Genomic DNA, 20,661 nt, shown 5'->3' with positions numbered 1-20,661 from the left:
TTGAAGATTGAGTACTCAATAATTAGCTTTCTGAATTTCCAAATTTGTCTGGAGACCATAGCACTGTGGCACCACCTGATCCCATTCCGAACTCAGAAGTGAAACGCAGTCGCGCCGATGGTAGTGTGGGGTTTCCCCATGCGAGAGTAGGTCATCTCCAGGCGCCTAATTTCTCGCAAGAGAGTCGATAAAGCCTGTTGCCATGCAACGGGCTTTTTTCGTTTGGCATTTTTATGGTATTGACGCTAGTTAGTTTTGTTATTACCACAAATAAGGTAACCGTCCAGCGAACCACACCTCGCATCGTTAATCTGATTATTTGAAAATATCTGCTCATTGATAAATTTGGAGCAGGTGATGACAACTCACAAAACAAGTCAGCAGTGGCGACAGTTACTTTTACAACGCAATACTTTTAGTGGCACTAATATCGAATTTTGCCAGCAACATAATGTCTCGATTACCACCTATTATAAACAGCGCGCTTTACTGGGTAAGCAACAGTACCAGCCAAGCGTGTCAGAGCAAACATCTCACGCCACTCAATCACGCTTTATACAACTAAAACAAACCACCACTGAAGTCTGCACGCAAACTCACCAACAACCTATGCTGTTTAATACGCGAACCGGCCAACTCACTCTTCCAGCGGATTTAGCAACAACGGATATAGTTACCATCATTAAGGGGCTAATGGTATGAAGATGTTTGTTGATGTGCCTTCCGTCTATTTATGTGCCGATGCTGTCGATTTTCGTAAATCAATTAACGATTTGGCGGCTTTAGTCGAAGCAGAGCTAGAGCTGTCCGTCCTTAATGGTGCACTCTTTGTGTTTTGCAATAAAGGCCACGATAAACTCAAATTACTTTATTGGGATAACACCGGCTTTGCGCTATGGTATAAGCGATTAGACAAGCATAAGTTCAAATGGCCCAAACTCATATCACCCACCATGACATTATCCGAGCAGCAATTACACGGGTTATTAGGGGGTTATGATGTCATTGGCCACAGTAAAATTGATGTGACGGGTAAGCAACTACGTTAATATTTGCGATCAATTGATGATCATCAAAACAAGGTCAATTAGCACTACAAAGCCTTTCGATATGCCTTAACATAGGCGTCATGAAAAATGAACTCGCCCTTAAACAGCGCATTGCTGAACTTGAAAAACTGTTAGCGCAGAAGGATGCACTCATCGCAGCCTTGGAAGAGCGCTGGCGCTTGGCTCAACAAAAACAATTCGGCAAAAGTGCTGAAGGCTTTGTTGCGTATTTCGGTGATTCCGAACAGTGATTCCGGAGTTATCCGATCACCTATAAACCGTCTTTTTTTATAACTGTATTTTTACGCTAAGTGATCGGATTGGTCTAGTTTTCTCATCGACTCTCCTGTTAATTCAATTCTGTGGCTGTTATGTAATAACCGATCTAATAGTGCATCTGCAATAGTTGGACTCGGGATCAGTTTGTACCACTCACTGGCCGGTATTTGGCTTGCTATGATGGTACTTGATTGCTGGTAACGTATTTCCATTACGTCCAATAAATCATTTGCCTGACGTGCCGTTAATGCTTCCATGCCCCAGTCGTCCAGTATTAGCAATTTGCGTTTAGCCAAGGCGTTAAGCTGCTGGCGGTATGAACCGTCGACCCGACCGAGTTGTAGCTCATCCAATAACTCTCCGAGCCGATAGTAACGTACGCTCTGGTGTTGGTTACAAGCTTGCGTGGCTAGTGTGCAGGCAAGATAGGTTTTACCGCAGCCAGTTGCCCCTGTTAGGATTATGTTTTGGTTGTAGTGCAGATATTGGCCATTGAGTAAGGCGGCAATTTTATCTTTACGCAGCCCTCGATTGGCACGGTAGTCTATGTGGTTGGCTCGTGCATCAATACGTAATTTAGCCTGCCTTGTTAACCGTTGTACTTTAGTGTTATCACGGCAAAGCAGTTCATGTGTTGCCAACAAACTCAGTCGCTCTTCAAAGCTCATATCCGTGTACGTATCGGGTTGTGATTGTTGCTGCTGCAACGCCTGGGTGAAGTGGCCAAGCCGTAATGCGCGTAGTTGCTCATGTAATGTCGCTAAACTCATATGGGGTTCCTTATTGGTAATAATGTTGGCCGCGGATGTTATGGTGGGTCAGTGCAGGCTGTTCATCTGTAACACTTGCGACTGAGCATTGCTCTTTGTTATTCATAAGCAGATTTGTTATCACTTTCAGGTACGGCTGCTCCAGTAGCAGCGACATCTGGCTCGCGGCTTCGAGTCGTTCGTTACTGTACTTTTTGGCCAGACTCAAGATAGCCAAGCAGCTTTTAACTGCCTGCTCCGGATGTTGACGATGCTCAAGCTGGAAGGCGATAACCGCTCTGACGCCGCTACCAATGCTGTCAGCCCAACCCAGTAACCTTTCACTACTCCAGCGCTGTTTGGTGTGCGCATCAGGCATATGCTCTTTAACGGTGGTGAAGCCTCCGTCCTGATGTTTTCTGGGGTGCTGTGCCACGATATTCCCTTGGTAGTACACACAGATGATTTGCGTGGTAGCCTCAATGGTAACGGTATGGCTCACTCATAGACAGGATCTTAAGAGTTAACGCTTTTATTTAGATAGAAAAATGGCCTTATTTGTGATCTGATAATTGTCGCCAAACAAACCATCAAACACAAAAAGGCCAGTGATGATTATCTCTCTTAAAAAGCAGTTTATGCAATTCTTTAGCGCTCACTTTCTTCAAAAAACGGCAAAAAATATTGGCCTCATGAAACGATGTCGAGCGATTTTGCCCGAACAACTTGTACTCAGTCTGATTTCGGCGCTCAGTAAGGGGAATTGTACTTCAATTGCCGATCTGCTCAGGCAGTTCAACGGGATGTGTCTGACCGAAATGGATAATGTGGCTTACAAACCTTTTCACAATCAGCTCAGAAAAGAAGCTTTTCCTCTATTCATGCGTCAGTTAGTACAGTTTGCTATCGCACAATTTGCCCGGCAGCAATGTGCTCAATTACCCGATAAGATGTCTTGTTTTAATGATGTGTTGCTCCAAGATGGTAGTTCTTTTCACGTTCATAGGCAGTTGGCATCTGTTTATCCAAGCCGCTTTAAGCGTAACCCTGCAGCGATAGAGTGCCATATGACCATGTCTCTCAAAACCTTTAGTCCTACTGCAATGACGATTAGTGCCGACACGGCTTCGGAGAGAGATTATCTTCCTAAACCAGCAACGATGGACAACAAATTGCTGCTAGCAGATGCAGGTTACCCAGACTTTGATTACTTTGCCGAGCTTGAGCGGCATGGAGGGTTCTACATTTTTCGGGGAGCCAAATCCCTCAACCCGACGGTCATCGAAGCGAGGAACTGTAAAGGTCGAACACTGACTAAGTTGGCAGGCAAAAAACTCAAAGAGATTACGCGCCGCACCAATCGGACAGAGGTGCTTGATTTGGCGGTTTGTAGAGGCAATCAGACATTTCGGGTAATAAGACGCTGGTTTGCCGAAGAACAACGATTTTGCATTTGGCTTACTAATCTGCCACGAGAAACCTACTCTGCAGATGATATTATGGCAATTTATCGCTGTCGCTGGCAGATAGAGCTGATGTTTAAAGAGTTGAAATCTCATACTAACTGGCAGCGATTTGCTACAGCACAAAAAGCCATCGTTGATGGCTTAGTCTGGGCCAGTTTATTGGCATTGTGCATTAGACGCAGTACGGCACTGCAGATAATGCCTTCAGTTTCGTTATTCAAGGCTGCAAAGAATGTTGATGTGTGGCTGCTGCCCATATTTGAGTGCATTAGCCACAAATCATGGTCAGAAATAATAGATAAGATTGATTGGGCGATCCGTTATATAACGAAGAACGCCCCAAAAGCACAACAGAGAAAATCTAAGAAAGACATAACGTTAGATGGAATTTATGAACAGCTTAATGCTTAAGGTTCAGTCTATGATGGCTCACTAGATTATGGGGAACCGAGTACGCGTGTTTCGCATAAACTATGTGGTAATCCGGCCCGACACGGGCTTGTTTACTATCGATGTACTCGTAAGGGTAAGCAGGTAACGGCATCAAGGCAGGCTTATCAAATTGGCTGTAGAGCTCGTAACGAGAACCAGGGTGCACCCGTTGTTGACGATGATTAAGATCATGTAACAGTTCACGGATCCGCTGATTTAAACTGCTAAGCGTGTAAAAGTGTTCATGGCGTAAACGCATTAGGATCCAGCGCTCAACAATTAATATCGCATTTTCAGCCTTTGATTTGTCCTTTGGTTTATAAGGCCTGGCTGGCATGATAGCGGTACTGTAATGACGAGCCATGCGGGCATAATTCTCATTGATAACCGGCATGTAACGATGTGCTTTGGTTACCGCAGAACGCAGATTATCTGGCACGAGTAAACGCGGAATGCCCCCAAAGAACTCGAATGCACGGACGTGAGCCATGATCCAGTCTTCAAGTTGCTGAGAGCGTCCAGCCTCAACATAGGTGTAATTAGAAGCCCCTAAGGTAGCAACGAAGATTTGCGCATAATATCTGACTTCGCCAGTATCAGGATTAAGAATGGCGACAGTAGGGCCACAGTAATCAATAAATAACTTATCACCGGCAATGTGAAGCTGCCGCATACTACGCTTCAGACTTTTTATCCAAGTTTGATAGTGTTCACAATACTGCGTATAGCCATAAGCTGTGGCAGTATCCACATCCCGATATTCCTGCCATAACAGCAGTTTGGTCATACCTTTACGCTTTAGTTCCTGGTGCATCAACGTGTAGTCAGGTTGGCGCTTATGCCTAGAGGAATTTTTGCCTTTATAGACCGCTTGTTCGAGTTCGGTGTTACTGGTGTCATTGGGTAACGGCCAACCTAAACCGCTGGCGGCAAAGCGTGAGAGGATTTCGCTGACCGTGGCGGGGCCAATAGCGCAACACTTACTGATGTCTCTTAAGCTGAGCCCTGCATCAAAGCGAAGTCTCAAAATATCTTTAATTTTGCTCATATCTGTTCTCTTTCTAGCCATGGTTAGCTTTTCCTAAGTACATTAAAATTAGGACGAGCTTACCAGTTGATTTGGTTATAAAAAGAACGGCATTTCGGCATTCCGATCACCGGTTCCGGCAAACCGAACAGCGATTTCGGAAAATAGCTAAAAATGATCGGATAAAACCGAAATGAGTGATCGGATTAGACCGAAATGAGTGTTCGGATTCATCCGAAGCATGCATTTGTTGGGCAAGGCGAGTTATTCAATGAAGTAGAAGAGATTGTTGAAGCCATTGAGGCCGAGCAACAAACCATTAGCTATACCCGCAAAAAGCCTGTGCGTAAGCCACTGCCAAAAGACTTACCTCGCGAGCAAGTTATCCATGATATCACCGATAAGACCTGTGATTGCTGTGGCAGTGAGTTACATAAAATGGGCGAGGATAAATCAGAAAAGCTTGAGTTTATTCCAGCGCAAATCAAAGGGTAGTGTTCATAATTCTGTGTCATTTCAGTAAAATATTCAAAAACAGGAATGACACATGACCCAACCTTTTAACTTCGAACAAGCCCTTAAAGATCTGCAGTCAGGTAAAAGCCTCACAGGTAAAGACAGCATTCTTGGTCCACTGATCAAGCAACTCACTGAAGCGGCTCTCCAGGCTGAGCTTGAGCAGCATTTAGCGCATGATCCTCTGCCTAATCGTAAAAATGGCAAAACCCCTAAGACCATTAAGCATCCGTCCGGTAACTTTGAGTTAGACACCCCTAGAGACCGCAATGGCACTTTTGAGCCTCAGTTGATTAAGAAAAACCAAACTACGCTAACCGATGAAATCGAACGTAAAGTGTTATCGATGTTCAGTATAGGTATGAGCTATCGCGATATTAATCAACATGTTGAAGATATGTATGGGATCAATGTGTCTAACGCAACCGTCAGTGCTATCACTGATAAACTCATCCCCGAACTTAAAGCGTGGCAACAGCGCCCATTAGATAGCCATTATCCTATCGTTTGGCTTGATGCGATACATTATAAAGTCAAAGAGGATGGGCGTTACGTCAGTAAAGCCGTTTACACATTGTTAGCGCTTAATATGAAAGGAAAAAAGGAAATTTTAGGGCTTCATTTATCCGAAAATGAAGGCGCTAATTACTGGCTATCAGTACTGACCGATCTTAATAATCGTGGTGTAAAAGATATTCTTATCGCCTGTGTTGACGGCTTGACCGGTTTCCCTGAGGCGATAGCCAGTATCTTCCCTAATACGGAAACACAGCTATGTGTTATCCATCAGATCCGCAACTCAATGAAGTATGTCGCCTCAAAACATCAGAAAGCGTTTATGGCTGATTTAAAGCCTGTGTATCGAGCCGTGAGTAAAGAAGCCGCAGAGATGGCATTGGACGAACTGGAGGCCAAATGGGGTGATGCTTATCCGCTGGTAATCAACTCTTGGCGTCGCAAATGGCATAATTTGTCCCATTATTTTAGGTACCCAGAACATATCAGGAAAGTGATTTACACGACCAATGCCGTTGAGGCGGTACATCGCCAATTTAGAAAGCTCACCAAAACCAAAGGTGCTTTTCCTAATGAAAATAGCTTGTTGAAGCTACTTTATGCAGGCATATTAAACGCCTCAGATAAATGGACCATGCCAATCCACAATTGGAGCCTTTGTTTATCTCAGTTAGCGATTTATTTTGAAGGGCGTTTAGATAGCGTGCTAGAAATTTAAAAATTAGCCTGACACAGAATTTTGAACGCCCTCAGAAGAACTTATCAAACAGTCCGGTAAATAGTACCTATACCATTGGCAGCCAGCATTAGCGACTGCCATTATTCATGGTAATCAACACGTTAGCGCCATTTAAAACCACATATCCAACATTCTTCAGTAAGCGTCTGGGCAACTACACCTATCTTTTAAAATTCCATGGTAACAGGCTGTCGATATCCGGTGCTGGTTGGCACAGTTCATTAAGACAAGCCATGATGTAATCAAATGGTACTAAGCCATTGACCTTGGCCGTTTCTACTATGCTGTAAAGCGTGGCACAGGCATTAGCCCCATTAGCTGTCTGACTGAATAACCAATTTTTTCAGCCAATCACAAACGGTTTTACGGCTCGCTCTGCACGATTGTTATCAATACTCAATCTGCCATCATCAACATAACGAATGAGTTTGTGCCATTGATTAGCCAGGTAATTAGCTGCCTCCATCAGTTTGGTATTACCCACTAAATTTGGCTGGTTTTGCTCAAGCCATGCTTTTAGCTTGCCTAGGATAGGCAGGCTAGCCTCTTGTCTGGCAATGTACTTTTCATCTGTACTTTTATCTTTGAGGCGTGACTCTACACCGTACAGTTTTTGGATAAGGCTTAATACCATATCCGCTTTGCCGGTTTTATTTTTGCCTTGCAGCTTTTTTGCTTCAATAAATTTACGCCTAGCATGAGCCCAGCATCCCACTAAGGTTGCCTGTGTTTTTTCATAAGCTTGATATCCATCAAGATAATTGACCACGCAGGCGGCAGCCCGACTGTTATGGAAGTCGTAAAGCACAATATTAGGGATAGGATTATTCGGGGCTGGTGAATCTCGACCTGAGCAATAGACCCACATGTAGCTGTTCACTTTATCGGATTTCACCACTTTTAATGGCGTTTCATCCGCAAACAACGTGGGCTGTTTTAACAGCTCTGTTTTAAGCCGTTCAACTAATGGTGCGAAGAGTGTGGCTGATTTGTCTATCCAGCTGCTCATTGTCTGGCGACTGAGCTCAATGCCATATTGCTTAAACATCGCTTCCTGGCGATAAAGCGGTAACCCGTATTGGTATTTACTGGTGATAAGCTGACTGAGTAAACTGCTTGTAGCAATGCCTTTATTGATTGGCATTGCTGGCATTGAGGCTTGTTTAATCGGCGGTTGAGTCGAGGATTTATCACAGCCCCCTGTGTCAGGATTGTTGTCACCCTTAAATAATCATTATTTTTAAAGACAGGGTGCGGCAAAAGAGAACGATATGGCTCGGTATTCACCAGAACGTAAAGAGGCGATCCTTAAAAAATTATTACCGCCTCACAATTTAACGGTCGCAGAGGTTGCTCGGGAAGAAGGCATTGCGGTGCAAACCTTGTATCATTGGCGAGATATTGTCAGAAAAGAAGGTCGCCCCGTGCCAGGTAAAACATTAACAACTGATGACTGGTCAGCTGAAGCTAAGTTTGCGGTACTCATTGAAACAGCCCCGCTATCGGAAGCCGAGTTAAGTCAGTATTGCCGTGAAAAAGGCTTGTTTCGCGAACAAGTACAGCAGTGGAAACAGGATTGTTTAGCTGGTTTTCAAACCTCAGAAGTACAAACCAAAACCATTAAACAGCAGGCCAAGGCTGACAAAGCCGAAATCAAATCATTGCAACGAGAATTGCGCTACAAGGAGAAAGCGCTGGCTGAAGCTGCTGCGTTACTGGTGCTCAGAAAAAAGCTCAATGCGCTCTGGGGGGACGACAGCGAGGAGAGCTAACTCCCTTGCCTGAGCGCATAGAATTGATTGCCTTAATTCAAGAGGCGTATATCAATGGTGCTCGCCTTTACAAGGCTTGTGCTGAAACTGGACTCAGTAAACGCACTTATCGACGTTGGTATCGAGCAGGCCAAGTGCAAGCCGATTTAAGACCAATAGCGGCTCGACCAGAACCGGCAAATAAACTCGAAGCACATGAGCGACAACAGATATTAAGTGTGTGTAATCAAGAGGAGTATGCCAGCTTACCACCGTCGCAAATTGTGCCGACATTATTAGATAGCGGGATTTATATCGCCTCAGAATCAAGCTTTTACAGAGTGTTACATGCCAATAATCAACTTAATCATCGTGGTCGCACCCAGATTGCTGTTAATCGAAGTAAACCGTTAAGTTATCGGGCTGATGGGCCCAATCAAGTGTGGTCGTGGGACATCACTTATTTGGCTTCAACCGTCAAAGGCCAGTTTTATTATCTGTACATGTTTGAAGATATTTACAGTAGAAAAATAGTGGGTTACGAAGTTCACGAACAAGAATGCGGTGAGTACGCAGCCGCGCTAATCCAACGCTGCATGTTACGCGAGCAATGTTTTAATACGCCATTAGTGCTGCACTCTGATAATGGGGCGCCGATGAAGTCACTGACCATGAAAGCCAAGCTAGAAGAACTCGGTATTACGGCATCATTAAGTCGGCCGCGGGTGAGTAACGACAACCCCTTTTCAGAGTCGTTATTTAAAACCTTAAAATACCGACCACAGTGGCCAAAATCGGGTTTTAGCAGTTTAGCTGGCGCAAGAGAATGGGTTGAGAAGTTTGTGAAGTGGTACAACGATGAGCATAAACACAGCCAGCTCAATTTTGTCTCACCAGGACAACGTCATGCTCAGCTAGATAACGCGATTTTAGCCAAGCGTAAGGAAGTGCTTGAAGCGGCAAAGGCAAGAAGACCGACGCGCTGGTCTAAAGACGTGAGAAATTGTGAGGCGGTTGGAGCCGTGACCCTAAACCCAGATAAAGCACCAATAGAAGGCGTAATAAATGCAGCTTAATATTTAAGCAAAGAGTGACAACTATCTTGAAAAACACCGACAGTGGCGGCAAGCGTATTTAGGCCTAATGTGCTCAATCACTTTGATTGAGGGCGTTCAAAATTCTGTGTCAGGCTAATTTTTAAATTTCTAGCACGCTATCTAAACGCCCTTCAAAATAAATCGCTAACTGAGATAAACAAAGGCTCCAATTGTGGATTGGCATGGTCCATTTATCTGAGGCGTTTAATATGCCTGCATAAAGTAGCTTCAACAAGCTATTTTCATTAGGAAAAGCACCTTTGGTTTTGGTGAGCTTTCTAAATTGGCGATGTACCGCCTCAACGGCATTGGTCGTGTAAATCACTTTCCTGATATGTTCTGGGTACCTAAAATAATGGGACAAATTATGCCATTTGCGACGCCAAGAGTTGATTACCAGCGGATAAGCATCACCCCATTTGGCCTCCAGTTCGTCCAATGCCATCTCTGCGGCTTCTTTACTCACGGCTCGATACACAGGCTTTAAATCAGCCATAAACGCTTTCTGATGTTTTGAGGCGACATACTTCATTGAGTTGCGGATCTGGTGGATAACACATAGCTGTGTTTCCGTATTAGGGAAGATACTGGCTATCGCCTCAGGGAAACCGGTCAAGCCGTCAACACAGGCGATAAGAATATCTTTTACACCACGATTATTAAGATCGGTCAGTACGGATAGCCAGTAATTAGCGCCTTCATTTTCGGATAAATGAAGCCCTAAAATTTCCTTTTTTCCTTTCATATTAAGCGCTAACAATGTGTAAACGGCTTTACTGACGTAACGCCCATCCTCTTTGACTTTATAATGTATCGCATCAAGCCAAACGATAGGATAATGGCTATCTAATGGGCGCTGTTGCCACGCTTTAAGTTCGGGGATGAGTTTATCAGTGATAGCACTGACGGTTGCGTTAGACACATTGATCCCATACATATCTTCAACATGTTGATTAATATCGCGATAGCTCATACCTATACTGAACATCGATAACACTTTACGTTCGATTTCATCGGTTAGCGTAGTTTGATTTTTCTTAATCAACTGAGGTTCACAAGTGCCATTGCGGTCTCTAGGGGTGTCTAACTCAAAGTTACCGGACGGATGCTTAATGGTCTTAGGGGTTTTGCCATTTTTACGATTAGGCAGAGGATCATGCGCTAAATGCTGCTCAAGCTCAGCCTGGAGAGCCGCTTCAGTGAGTTGCTTGATCAGTGGACCAAGAATGCTGTCTTTACCTGTGAGGCTTTTACCTGACTGCAGATCTTTAAGGGCTTGTTCGAAGTTAAAAGGTTGGGTCATGTGTCATTCCTGTTTTTGAATATTTTACTGAAATGACACAGAATTATGAACACTACCTATGTGGTTTTAAATGGCGCTAACGTGTTGATTACCATGAATAATGGCAGTCGCTAATGCTGGCTGCCAATGGTATAGGTACTATTTACCTGACTGTTTGATAAGTTCTTCTAGCTCATTAACCTTGCCTTGTAAGGTTTCAAGTTTTTCTCGAGTTTTGATTAATACATGCTGCTGGATTTCAAATTCTTCTCTGCTAACCATATCAAGTTTCAATAGCTGCTGTTGTAGTATTTGTTTGGTCTTATCTTCAAAATCTGCGGCGGCTTGTTTTAGCCCTGAGGGTAAGTTGTCGCTAAGCTGCTTGGCAATTTCTTCAATTTTCTTAGGATTTAGCATAATGCACTCTGTACTAGATTGAATCTAGCTAGTGTACCTTAGGGAAGATGAAAACCCAAAAGTGGCTGACTAAAGTGCTGGCACTAGCTAGATTGTCATTGATGACGTGTATGAATCAAACCATGAATAGATATCGTTTCTTAGTATGTTAGCTATGTTGGAAGATTACAGGATGGGCCTGAATTTTTAACGTCGTCGCCATGAGCTTTTGGGTGTCTATATGCAGACGCTCTATCTACAAATATAGGGTAATCAAAAGCGTCTAATTGGGCTGCCAGAATGGATTCACTCTGACAGCCCATTGGTCTATTTTGTTACTGCTACTTCTGATGAGTTAGATTCTATAGTTTCATCAAACTCCGCCAGTGGATGGTGTTTTTCGGCGATAAAGGTATAGATCACAGGTAAGACGAACAAGGTGAAAATAGTACCTATACCAAGGCCTGCGACTATGACTATTCCTATGTTAAAGCGTGATGCAGCACCAGCGCCCGAGGCAAATAGTAAGGGTAATAAGCCGGCTATCATGGCCGCGGTTGTCATTAATATTGGCCGTAATCGGATTGCGGCGGCATGCATGATGGCATCTTGGCGATTGAGACCATTATTCATTTGCTCTTCTTTAGCCACTTCACACATCAAAATACCGTGTTTACTGATTAAACCCACTAAGGTTATTAGTCCCACTTGGGTATAGATATTTAAGGATGTGAGTCCAAAAATATGGGTCCAACCTAATGCGATTAATGCACCACTCACGGCCAGTGGTACAGAAATAAGAATCACTATGGGGTCGCGTAGACTCTCGAATTGGCTGGCAAGCACTAAGAAAATAATCAGTAAGGCTAAGCCGAAGGTGGTGTACATGGCATTACCTTCTTCGACAAACTGACGGGCTTCACCGAGGAAGCTGAAGGTGTAGCCTTTAGGTAATTCATTGTCACCAATATTTTGTAGGAAGTTGATGGTGTCACCCATAGCAACCCCTGGTGCGGGCACTGCAGCAATGGTGATTGAGTTCATCTGATTGAAGTGTGGTAGCGATCTCGGTTCAGAAATAACATCCACGTGGACTAAGCTCGACAATGGCACCGCCATGCCGTCGGCGGCCACTAAGTAGTAATCTTTTAAGGCCTCAGGATTGGCACGATATTTACGTTCAACTTGAGGGATAACCTCATAAGCCCTGCCATCAATGTTGACGCGGTTAACGTAACCATCGGTGATCATAGTGCTTAGGGTTGTACCTATATCTTGCATAGTAATACCGTAAGCACCGGCTAAATCACGATTAATTTTGATTTTCATCGTACCAGAATCATATTTTAAATTGATTTCTGAATAGACGAACAGCGGATTTTTTTGCACTTTGTCTAACACGCTACTGCCAATTTGAAACAGGCTTTCAAATGAACTTGAGCTAGTAATAACAAACTGAACAGGTAAACCACTTGAAGCTCCCGGTAAGGATGGCATGTTAAAGGTGGTTACTGCTATGCCAGGGATATCTTTGACTTCTTTACCTATAGCCGCTTGAAGTTGTTGCTGGCTCAAGCTGCGATCGCTCCACGGTACTAATGGGGCTATGCCCATGGCTTGGTTAGACGATGGAATACCAATAAATGCCAATGAGGCGGCCACTTGTGGATGGGTTTTAATGATATTGGTTACTAGCTCCATGTTGCTTTGGATATAGTCAAGGTTAGCATCAGATTGCGCTGTGCCCATTAACATGACTACACCTTGATCTTCCGTTGGCGCTAACTGCGATGGAATAAACTTGAACATAATAGGTAGCGAAATAAACACTATGACGGCAAAGGTAATGATCACAGGTTTATGATTCATGATGGCTTTTAAGGCCTGACTATAGCGACTTGCGAGTGTCTCAAGAAAATGCTCAATCTTACGTTCAAACGCATTCGGTGTAGCATTAGCAAGCAATAACTTGGAGCACATCATAGGTGATAGCGTTAAGGCGACTATTCCTGAGATAAATACCGCCCCTGCGAGCGTAAGTGCGAACTCCTTGAATAATGAACCTGTAACCCCGCCCATTAAAGCAATCGGCGCGTACACGGCCGCAAGGGTAATAGTCATGGAAATAATGGGGACAGCAATCTCACGAGTACCAATAATGGCGGCTCTAAATGGCGGCTCCCCAAGCTTGATATGACGGTCAATATTTTCAACCACCACAATGGCATCATCAACCACTAGACCAATGGCAAGCACCATAGCGAGTAGCGTCATGAGGTTAATGGAAAAGTCGAATAGCTGCATCACCATAGCCACGCCAATGAGCGATAGCGGAATCGTGACGATTGGGATCACCACCGCGCGCAGCGAGCCCATAAATAACATGATAACTACTATTACAATCAGTGCGGCTTCGATAATGGTCTTAGCGACTTCATCAATAGAGTCATTAATGGCTAATGATGAGTCATACAAAATACTGGCAGACATAGATGACGGCAGGTTTTGCTGAATTTCAGGCAGCATGGCTCTCGCATCGGCCGCAACCGTTAATGGGTTGGCGGTAGGTGTTACATCAAGCCCAACCACCACAGCTTCTTTACCATTGGCTAAGGCGCGATAAATATCATGGCTTTTAGCAAGGCTGACAGAGGCAATATCTTTTAGCCTAACTATGGCGCCTTTTTTACTGCTAATGATTAAGTTTTCAAGTGCTTCGGGGGTTGTTACCTGAGTATCAGCAGTGCCGTTGAGCAAGGTAAAGAAACTGTCTGTTTGTCCTACTGCAGATTGGAAGTTATTGGCTTGCAAGACTTGCATTAATTCAGTGGAACTAATGTTAAATGCGCCCATGCGAGCGGGATCTGGCCAAATTCTTAAGGCGTAAGGGGTACCGCCATACAGGTTAACTTTGGATACGCCGTTAATAGTGAAAAACTGCGGCGTTACCACCCGCTGTAAATAATCGGTAATTTGGCTGGAGTTGATTTCTTCACTGGAAAAAGAAATATACAGCGCTGAGGTTTGTGACCCAGTTGACATAGTCACGGTCGGATCTTGCGCTTCTTTGGGCAACTGTGAGGCCACTGAGTTTATTTGTGATAACACATTGGCAAGCGCGGCATTTGGGTCAGTATTCAATTTCATATTGACTGAAATTGATGATGTGCCAAGAAAACTTTGCGAGCTCATAAAGTCGATATTTTCAACTTGAGCGAGTGCTTGCTCTAATGGTTGAGTGATAAAGCCTTCAATCAAGTTAGCATCGGCGCCGTAATAACCAGTGCTCACGGTAATGACGGTATTGGTCATCTTTGGGTATTCGCGCACCTGCATGCCAAGCAGCGCATTAATGCCTAATACAAGCATTAATATGCTGATAGACGCGGCTAAGACAGGGCGACGAATAAAAATATCAGTAAAGCGCATATCCGCCTCCGTCTACAGTTGTGGCAAGGTCGTTGGGGTGGTGATTTCGTCGGGCACTATCTTTACTTTGCTTTGATTGCTTAAACGTACTAAGCCTGAAGTGGCAATCTGTTGACCTGCCGCCAGCTTACCTTTGACGAGTGCCTGACTTCCGCTGCGCTCAAGCACTTCCACGTTTACTTGCTCGACTCTATCAACCGCTTTTCCTTGTTCATCGCTGCGATTAATCACATACACAGAATTTCCATAGAGGGCAAAGTTGATAGCCGTTTGTGGTAACACCAGTTGGTCAGTTAATTCAGGCAAAATAATCGAGACTTGCGCGAACATACCGCTGCGTAATTCTGCGCCTTCATTAGGTATGCTGGCCTGCACTTGAATTAAACCACTTTGGTAAAATACCGCAGGTTCAATGGCGCTAATTGTGCCGCTAAAGGCTTTATCTGGGTAAGCATCCACAAATACTTGTAGTGCTTGGCCGACGCGAATTTTAGAGAGTTGGGTTTGTGGGATAGTGAAGCGGATTTTCATGCTGCTAAGGTCTTCTAAGCGCACTATATCAGTGCCAACTTGCAGATACTGACCTAAGTTAACGCTTCGAATACCAACTAAACCGGCAAACGGCGCTTTAATTTGGCGCTGGGCAATGGTGGCTTTTAGGCTCTCAATATTGGCTTGCATAGAAAGGTATTGCGACTGCGCATTGTCTAAGTCTTGGCGCGACACCGAATTTTGCTTATAGAGACGATTTAATCGTTCATAGTCGGCTTGGAGTGCTGGTAACTGTACTTGGCTGGTTTTTAAGTTAGCGAGTTGTACTTGGCTATCTAGACCAATCAATAGGGCTCCGGCTGCAACTTGGCTGCCATTGTCAAAGTTGATACTAGTGACTATGCCGGCGACTTCGTTTTCTAGCTCAACCCCTTGATTGGGCTCAACAAAGCCGATGGCATTTATCGTTGGCTGCCAGCCTTGTGGTTGCAATGTCATGGCGGTGACAGGAAACTCAGCTTCAGGAATATTAGCAATGGCCTCGGCCGTTTTATGTTCCACAAATAGATTGAATGCAATCACGCTCCCAAAAGCGAGGATTGCAATAATGATCATCACACTGAACCACTTCTTCATAGCAGAAGCCTCTTGTTGTAAATAGATAAACAGATCTAATGTAAGCTTAGTTCAAGAATGGTAGCAGGTAGGTGGAGTTTAAAAATTGTCTTATTTTACAGATGTTAACTGGAACATCGGTATGAAGTAGGTTTCACTATCCATTTAGCTTCCGCTCACTAAAATCAGTGAAATGATGGCTTTTAGTTATAGTCGAAGGTGGATCTGATATGATCACGACAGGTCAGGTGTTTTAGGTTATACGTCAATGAAATTGAATGCTGCGCAAGATGATGCGGTTCACTATGTGTCAGGTCCATGCTTAGTGTTAGCGGGGGCCGGTAGTGGCAAAACTCGAGTTATTATCAATAAAATTGCGTATTTAGTGCAAAAGTGTGGCTACCAAGCCAAACACATTGCTGCGGTAACATTTACTAATAAAGCCGCGCGCGAAATGAAAGAGCGTGTCGCCAGCACCATGGGGCGTAAAGAAGCGCGTGGATTATGGATTTCAACTTTCCATACTTTAGGGTTAGAAATCATTAAGCGTGAATATAAACACCTGGGTTTGAAACCTGGTTTTTCATTGTTTGATGATCAAGATACTTTAGCCTTGCTCAAGGAATTAACTGAAAAAGAATTACAGGAAGATAAAGACTTACTTAAGCAGTTAGCGACGGCTATATCGAATTGGAAAGGGGCGTTAGTCATTCCTGATCATGCGCGAAAAATCGCTAAAGGCGAGCAAGAGCAGCTGTTCTCCTTGCTATATCAGCGTTACGCCCAGCATATGAAGGCCTATAACGCCTTAGATTTTGACGATCTTATTTTGCTGCCAACCTTACTATTAAGGCATAAAGACGAAGTGCGCCAGCGCTGGCAGTTACGTATTCAATACTTATTAGTGGATGAATACCAAGACACTAACACCAGTCAGTATGAATTAGTGAAGTTGCTGGTTGGTGAGCGTGCTCGTTTTACTGTGGTAGGGGATGATGATCAATCCATCTATTCATGGCGTGGCGCTAAACCACAAAACTTGGTATTGCTTGGAAAGGACTTCCCACAACTTAAACTGATTAAACTTGAGCAAAATTATCGCTCGAGCCAGCGTATATTGCGCGCTGCCAACATATTAATTGCCAATAATCCGCATGTGTACGACAAAGCCTTGTTCAGTGAGTTGCCTTATGGCGAGCCGCTGCGAGTACTGACGGCAGCCAATGAAGAGCAAGAAGCCGAGCGAGTGGTCGCTGAAATTGTTCGCCATAAGTTTGTCAATCGAAGTCAGTATGGCAGTTATGCGATTCTTTATCGCGGCAACCATCAGTCGCGTTTGTTGGAGCGCGCCTTAATGACTAACCGTATTCCTTATAAATTAAGTGGCGGTACGTCATTCTTCGCGCGCGCTGAGATTAAAGACATCATGGCTTATCTCAAATTAGTGGTGAATCCTGATGATGACAATGCCTTCCTGCGCATTGTTAATTTGCCTAAACGTGGCATTGGGCCAGCGACGCTGGAGCGCTTAGGTAATTTTGCGAATGAAAAGCATATCTCTATGTTTGATGCAATTTTCCAAGCTGAGTTGAATCATCACTTGCCGCCAGCTGCCATGGGCACCTTGTATGAGTTCGGGCGTTTTATTGTGGATACTAGCGAAATCGCTAAGCGCGGCGAGCCAGTTGATGCCATTAAGCAACTTATTCGTAAGATTAACTACGAAGATTATCTTTACGAAACCAGTACTAGTGCCAAGGCCGCCGAAATGCGGATGAAAAATATTTCTGAGCTTTATCGCTGGGTCACTGAAATGCTTGAAGGCGATGAACTAGATGAGGGCATGACCTTACCTGAAGTGGTCACCCGCTTAACGCTGCGAGACATGATGGAGCGCAATAGCGAAGATGAAAGTGGCGATCAAGTGCAATTGATGACTCTGCATGCCTCCAAAGGGCTTGAATACCCTTATGTGTTTATGGTTGGAACAGAAGAGCGAATCTTGCCACATCAAACCAGTATTGATGAAGATAATGTTGATGAAGAGCGGCGCTTAGCTTATGTGGGGATTACCCGTGCTCAGCGGGAGTTATGGTTTACTATGTGCCGTGAGCGTCGGCAGTTCGGTGAGACCTTGCGCTGTGAACCGAGTCGTTTCTTGATGGAATTACCCCAAGATGACTTAATTTGGGAAAACCGCAAATCGACTCAATCAGCTGAAGAGCGCCAACAGTCAGGTAAAGCTAATATCGCCAACATCCGCGCCATGCTGAAAAAGTGATAGTTGGGCTGTTGATGACTTAGGTTTGTAGACCTCAATGCTGTTGCTCAATGTCTAGAAAAGGATAATGCTCAGATTTAAACTGACATTATCCTTTTTTGATCTTATTTATTGGCAAGCGATATGGTTATTGAGTAAGCGTCTGGGCAACTACACCTATCTTTTAAAGTTCCATGGTAACAGGCTGTCGATATCCGGTGCTGGTTGGCACAGTTCATTAAGACAAGCCATGATGTAATCAAATGGTACTAAGCCATTGACCTTTGCCGTTTCGACAATACTGTAAAGCGTGGCACTGGCATGGGCCCCATTAGCTGTCTGACTGAATAACCAATTTTTTCGGCCAATCACAAACGGTTTTACGGCTCGCTCTGCACGATTGTTATCAATACTCAGCCTGCCATCATCAACATAACGAATGAGTTTGTGCCATTGATTAGCCAGGTAATTAGCTGCCTCCATCAGTTTGGTATTACCCACTAAATTGGGCTGGTTTTGCTCAAGCCATGCTTTTAGCTTGCCTAGGATAGGCAGGCTAGCCTCTTGTCTGGCAATGTACTTTTCATCAGGACTTTTATCGTTGATGCGTGACTCTACACCGTACAGTTTTTGGATAAGGCTTAATACCATATCCGCTTTGCCGGTTTTATTTTTGCCTTGCAGCTTTTTTGCCTCGATAAATTTACGACGAGCGTGTGCCCAGCATCCCACTAGGGTTGCCTGTGTTTTTTCATAAGCTTGATATCCATCTACGTGCAAATAGCCTTGATATCCATCAAGATAATTGACCACGCAGGCGGCAGCCCGACTGTTATGGAAGTCGTAAAGCACAATATTAGGGATAGGATTATTCGGGGCTGGTGAATCTCGACCTGAGCAATAGACCCACATGTAGCTGTTTACTTTATCGGATTTCACCACTTTTAATGGCGTTTCATCCGCAAACAACGTGGGCTGTTTTAACAACTCTGTTTTAAGCCGTTCAACTAATGGTGCGAAGAGGGTGGCTGATTTGTCTATCCAGCTGCTCATTGTCTGGCGACTGAGCTCAATGCCATATTGCTTAAACATCGCTTCCTGGCGATAAAGCGGTAACCCGTATTGATATTTACTGGTGATAAGCTGACTGAGTAAACTGCTTGTAGCAATGCCTTTATTGATTGGCATCGCTGGCATTGAGGCTTGTTTAATCGGCGTTTGAGTCGAGGATTTATCACAGTGGCGGCAAGCGTATTTAGGCCTAATGTGCTCAATCACTTTGATTTTGGCTGGAATAAACTCAAGCTTTTCTGATTTATCCTCGCCCATTTTATGTAACTCACCGCCACAGCAATCACAGGTCTTATCGGTGATATCATGGATAACTTGCTCGCGAGGTAAGTCTTTTGGCAGTGGCTTACGCACAGGCTTTTTGCGGGTATAGCTAATGGTTTGTTGCTCGGCCTCAATGGCTTCAACAATCTCTTCCACTTCATTGAATAACTCGCCTTGCCCAACAAAGCCTTCAGCACTTTTGCCGAATTGTTTTTGTTGAGCCAAGCGCCAGCGCTCTTCCAAGGCTGCGATGAGTGCATCCTTCTGCGCTAACAGTTTTTCAAGTTCAGCAATGCGCTGTGTAAGGGCGAGTTCATTTTTCATGACGCCTATGTTAAGGCATATCGAAAGGCTTTGTAGTGCTAATTGACCTTGTTTTGATGATCATCAATTGATCGCAAATATTAAAGTAGTTGCTTACCCGTCACATCAATTTTACTGTGGCCAATGACATCATAACCCCCTAATAACCAGTGTAATTGCTGCTCGGTTAATGTCATTGTGGGTGACATGAGTTTGGGCCATTTGAACTTATGCTTATCTAATCGCTTATACCACAGCGCAAAGCCAGTGTTATCCCAATAAAGTAATTTGAGTTTGTCACGGCCTTTATTACAAAATACAAATAGCGCACCACTGAGCACCGGTAGTTCAAGCTCGGCTTCGACTAAGGCGGCTAATCCATTAATCGATTTACGAAAATCGACAGCATCGGCACATAAATAGACGGAAGGCACATCAACAAACATCCTCATGCCATTAGCCCCTTAATGATGGTAAGGATATCCGTTGTTGCTAAATCCGCTGAAAGAGTGAGTTGGCCAGTTCGGGTATCAAACAGCACTGGGTGTTGATGAGTTTGCGTGCAGACTTCAGTGGTGGTTTGTTTTAGTTGTATAAAGCGTGATTGAGTAACGTGAGATGTTTGCTCTGACACGCTTGGCTGGTACTGTTGCTTACCCAGTAAAGCGCGCTGTTTATAATAGGTGGTAATCGAGACATTATGTTGCTGGCAAAATTCGATATTAGTGCCACTAAAAGTATTGCGTTGTAAAAGTAACTGTCGCCACTGCTGACTTGTTTTGTGAGTTGTCATCACCTGCTCCAAATTTATCAATGAGCAGATATTTTCAAATAATCAGATTAACGATGCGAGGTGTGGTTCGCTGGACGGTTACGTTATTGATGGGTGTTGACGGCTTTTGAACTTAAGAATGTCTTGAACAATGGT

The 20,661-nt window shown here is 44.2% G+C and carries 16 protein-coding genes, 1 rRNA gene and 3 pseudogenes; 9 read left to right on the top strand and 11 right to left on the bottom strand.

Features of this window, described 5'->3' with window-relative positions:
- Positions 1-47 precede the first annotated feature (47 nt).
- From rrf to FJQ87_RS18645, 4 genes are all read left to right on the top strand, one after another.
- Positions 48-163: ribosomal RNA gene (rrf, locus tag FJQ87_RS00190) — 5S ribosomal RNA — on the top strand.
- A gap of 194 nt (positions 164-357) precedes the next feature.
- Positions 358-702, top strand: coding sequence for an IS66 family insertion sequence element accessory protein TnpB (locus tag FJQ87_RS00185; protein ID WP_140929978.1), 345 nt, complete (start codon positions 358-360; stop codon positions 700-702).
- Positions 699-1,049, top strand: a complete 351-nt coding sequence (gene tnpB / locus FJQ87_RS00180; RefSeq protein ID WP_140929977.1) for an IS66 family insertion sequence element accessory protein TnpB — start codon at positions 699-701, stop codon at positions 1,047-1,049. The genes FJQ87_RS00185 and tnpB (FJQ87_RS00180) overlap by 4 nt, the downstream gene beginning before the upstream one ends.
- An 80-nt stretch (positions 1,050-1,129) precedes the next feature.
- Positions 1,130-1,300 (top strand): hypothetical protein, encoded by a 171-nt coding sequence (locus FJQ87_RS18645; RefSeq protein ID WP_168195110.1) that lies wholly within the window; start codon positions 1,130-1,132, stop codon positions 1,298-1,300.
- Between the two features lie 51 nt (positions 1,301-1,351).
- Here the strand turns inward: FJQ87_RS18645 and istB are convergent, their stop codons facing one another.
- The gene (gene istB / locus FJQ87_RS00175; protein WP_140929976.1) at positions 1,352-2,098 is read right to left on the bottom strand and encodes an IS21-like element helper ATPase IstB; all 747 of its coding nucleotides are present in this window, start codon (positions 2,096-2,098) and stop codon (positions 1,352-1,354) included.
- Positions 2,099-2,108: 10 nt separating this feature from the next.
- Positions 2,109-2,579: a hypothetical protein gene (locus FJQ87_RS00170; RefSeq protein ID WP_206194356.1), complete on the bottom strand. Its 471-nt coding sequence runs from the start codon at positions 2,577-2,579 to the stop codon at positions 2,109-2,111.
- Positions 2,580-2,685: 106 nt separating this feature from the next.
- Between FJQ87_RS00170 and FJQ87_RS00165 the strand changes: the two genes are divergently transcribed.
- Positions 2,686-3,954: an IS4 family transposase gene (locus tag FJQ87_RS00165; RefSeq protein WP_140932356.1), complete on the top strand. Its 1,269-nt coding sequence runs from the start codon at positions 2,686-2,688 to the stop codon at positions 3,952-3,954.
- 10 nt (positions 3,955-3,964) lie between these two features.
- Here the strand turns inward: FJQ87_RS00165 and istA are convergent.
- Positions 3,965-5,044, bottom strand: a pseudogene (gene istA / locus FJQ87_RS00160) (IS21 family transposase); the annotation flags it as partial.
- A gap of 204 nt (positions 5,045-5,248) precedes the next feature.
- Between istA and FJQ87_RS00155 the strand changes: the two are divergent.
- Together FJQ87_RS00155 and FJQ87_RS00150 are read left to right on the top strand one after the other, a co-directional pair.
- Positions 5,249-5,491, top strand: a pseudogene (locus FJQ87_RS00155) (IS66 family transposase zinc-finger binding domain-containing protein); the annotation flags it as partial.
- Positions 5,492-5,549: 58 nt separating this feature from the next.
- Complete coding sequence (locus tag FJQ87_RS00150) at positions 5,550-6,752, top strand: IS256-like element ISSod4 family transposase (protein WP_140929975.1); 1,203 nt, start codon at positions 5,550-5,552, stop codon at positions 6,750-6,752.
- A 181-nt stretch (positions 6,753-6,933) separates the two neighbouring features.
- Here FJQ87_RS00150 and FJQ87_RS00145 read toward each other — a convergent pair.
- Positions 6,934-7,968: pseudogene (locus FJQ87_RS00145) on the bottom strand (IS66 family transposase); the annotation flags it as partial.
- 76 nt (positions 7,969-8,044) lie between these two features.
- Here FJQ87_RS00145 and FJQ87_RS00140 point away from each other — a divergent pair.
- Positions 8,045-9,600, top strand: a protein-coding gene (locus FJQ87_RS00140) for an IS3 family transposase (RefSeq protein WP_140929974.1) whose coding sequence is annotated in 2 segments (ribosomal slippage) — positions 8,045-8,507 and positions 8,507-9,600 — 1,557 coding nt in all. Because the reading frame shifts where the segments join, the coding sequence is not laid out codon by codon here.
- 121 nt (positions 9,601-9,721) lie between these two features.
- On the opposite strand, the gene FJQ87_RS00130 is transcribed toward FJQ87_RS00140, so the two are convergent.
- From FJQ87_RS00130 to FJQ87_RS00115, 4 genes are all read right to left on the bottom strand, one after another.
- Positions 9,722-10,924 (bottom strand): IS256-like element ISSod4 family transposase, encoded by a 1,203-nt coding sequence (locus FJQ87_RS00130; RefSeq protein WP_140929973.1) that lies wholly within the window; start codon positions 10,922-10,924, stop codon positions 9,722-9,724.
- Between the two features lie 138 nt (positions 10,925-11,062).
- Complete coding sequence (locus tag FJQ87_RS00125; protein ID WP_140929972.1) at positions 11,063-11,320, bottom strand: accessory factor UbiK family protein; 258 nt, start codon at positions 11,318-11,320, stop codon at positions 11,063-11,065.
- A gap of 306 nt (positions 11,321-11,626) precedes the next feature.
- Positions 11,627-14,728 (bottom strand): multidrug efflux RND transporter permease subunit, encoded by a 3,102-nt coding sequence (locus tag FJQ87_RS00120; protein WP_140929971.1) that lies wholly within the window; start codon positions 14,726-14,728, stop codon positions 11,627-11,629.
- 12 nt (positions 14,729-14,740) lie between these two features.
- On the bottom strand, positions 14,741-15,856 hold the full coding sequence (locus FJQ87_RS00115) for an efflux RND transporter periplasmic adaptor subunit (protein WP_140929970.1): 1,116 nt from the start codon (positions 15,854-15,856) through the stop codon (positions 14,741-14,743).
- Positions 15,857-16,103: 247 nt separating this feature from the next.
- Between FJQ87_RS00115 and rep the strand changes: the two genes are divergently transcribed.
- Entirely contained in the window at positions 16,104-18,116 is a 2,013-nt protein-coding gene (rep, locus tag FJQ87_RS00110; RefSeq protein ID WP_140929969.1) for a DNA helicase Rep, read from the top strand.
- A 156-nt stretch (positions 18,117-18,272) separates the two neighbouring features.
- Here the strand turns inward: rep and FJQ87_RS00105 are convergent, their stop codons facing one another.
- From FJQ87_RS00105 to FJQ87_RS00095, 3 genes are all read right to left on the bottom strand, one after another.
- A complete protein-coding gene (locus FJQ87_RS00105) occupies positions 18,273-19,754 on the bottom strand; it encodes an IS66 family transposase (protein ID WP_140929968.1) in 1,482 nt (493 codons plus the stop codon).
- Positions 19,755-19,834: 80 nt separating this feature from the next.
- On the bottom strand, positions 19,835-20,185 hold the full coding sequence (tnpB, locus tag FJQ87_RS00100; protein WP_140929967.1) for an IS66 family insertion sequence element accessory protein TnpB: 351 nt from the start codon (positions 20,183-20,185) through the stop codon (positions 19,835-19,837).
- Positions 20,182-20,526 carry an IS66 family insertion sequence element accessory protein TnpB gene (locus FJQ87_RS00095; RefSeq protein WP_140929966.1) on the bottom strand — a complete coding sequence of 115 codons (345 nt, stop codon included), beginning with the start codon at positions 20,524-20,526 and terminating at the stop codon, positions 20,182-20,184. The genes tnpB (FJQ87_RS00100) and FJQ87_RS00095 overlap by 4 nt, the downstream gene beginning before the upstream one ends.
- Positions 20,527-20,661 lie beyond the last annotated feature (135 nt).

This window comes from Shewanella sp. SNU WT4, assembly GCF_006494715.1.
GTDB lineage: Bacteria > Pseudomonadota > Gammaproteobacteria > Enterobacterales > Shewanellaceae > Shewanella.
Note: the sequence above shows the minus strand (reverse complement) of the source record. Positions and strands in the feature narration are given on the sequence as shown.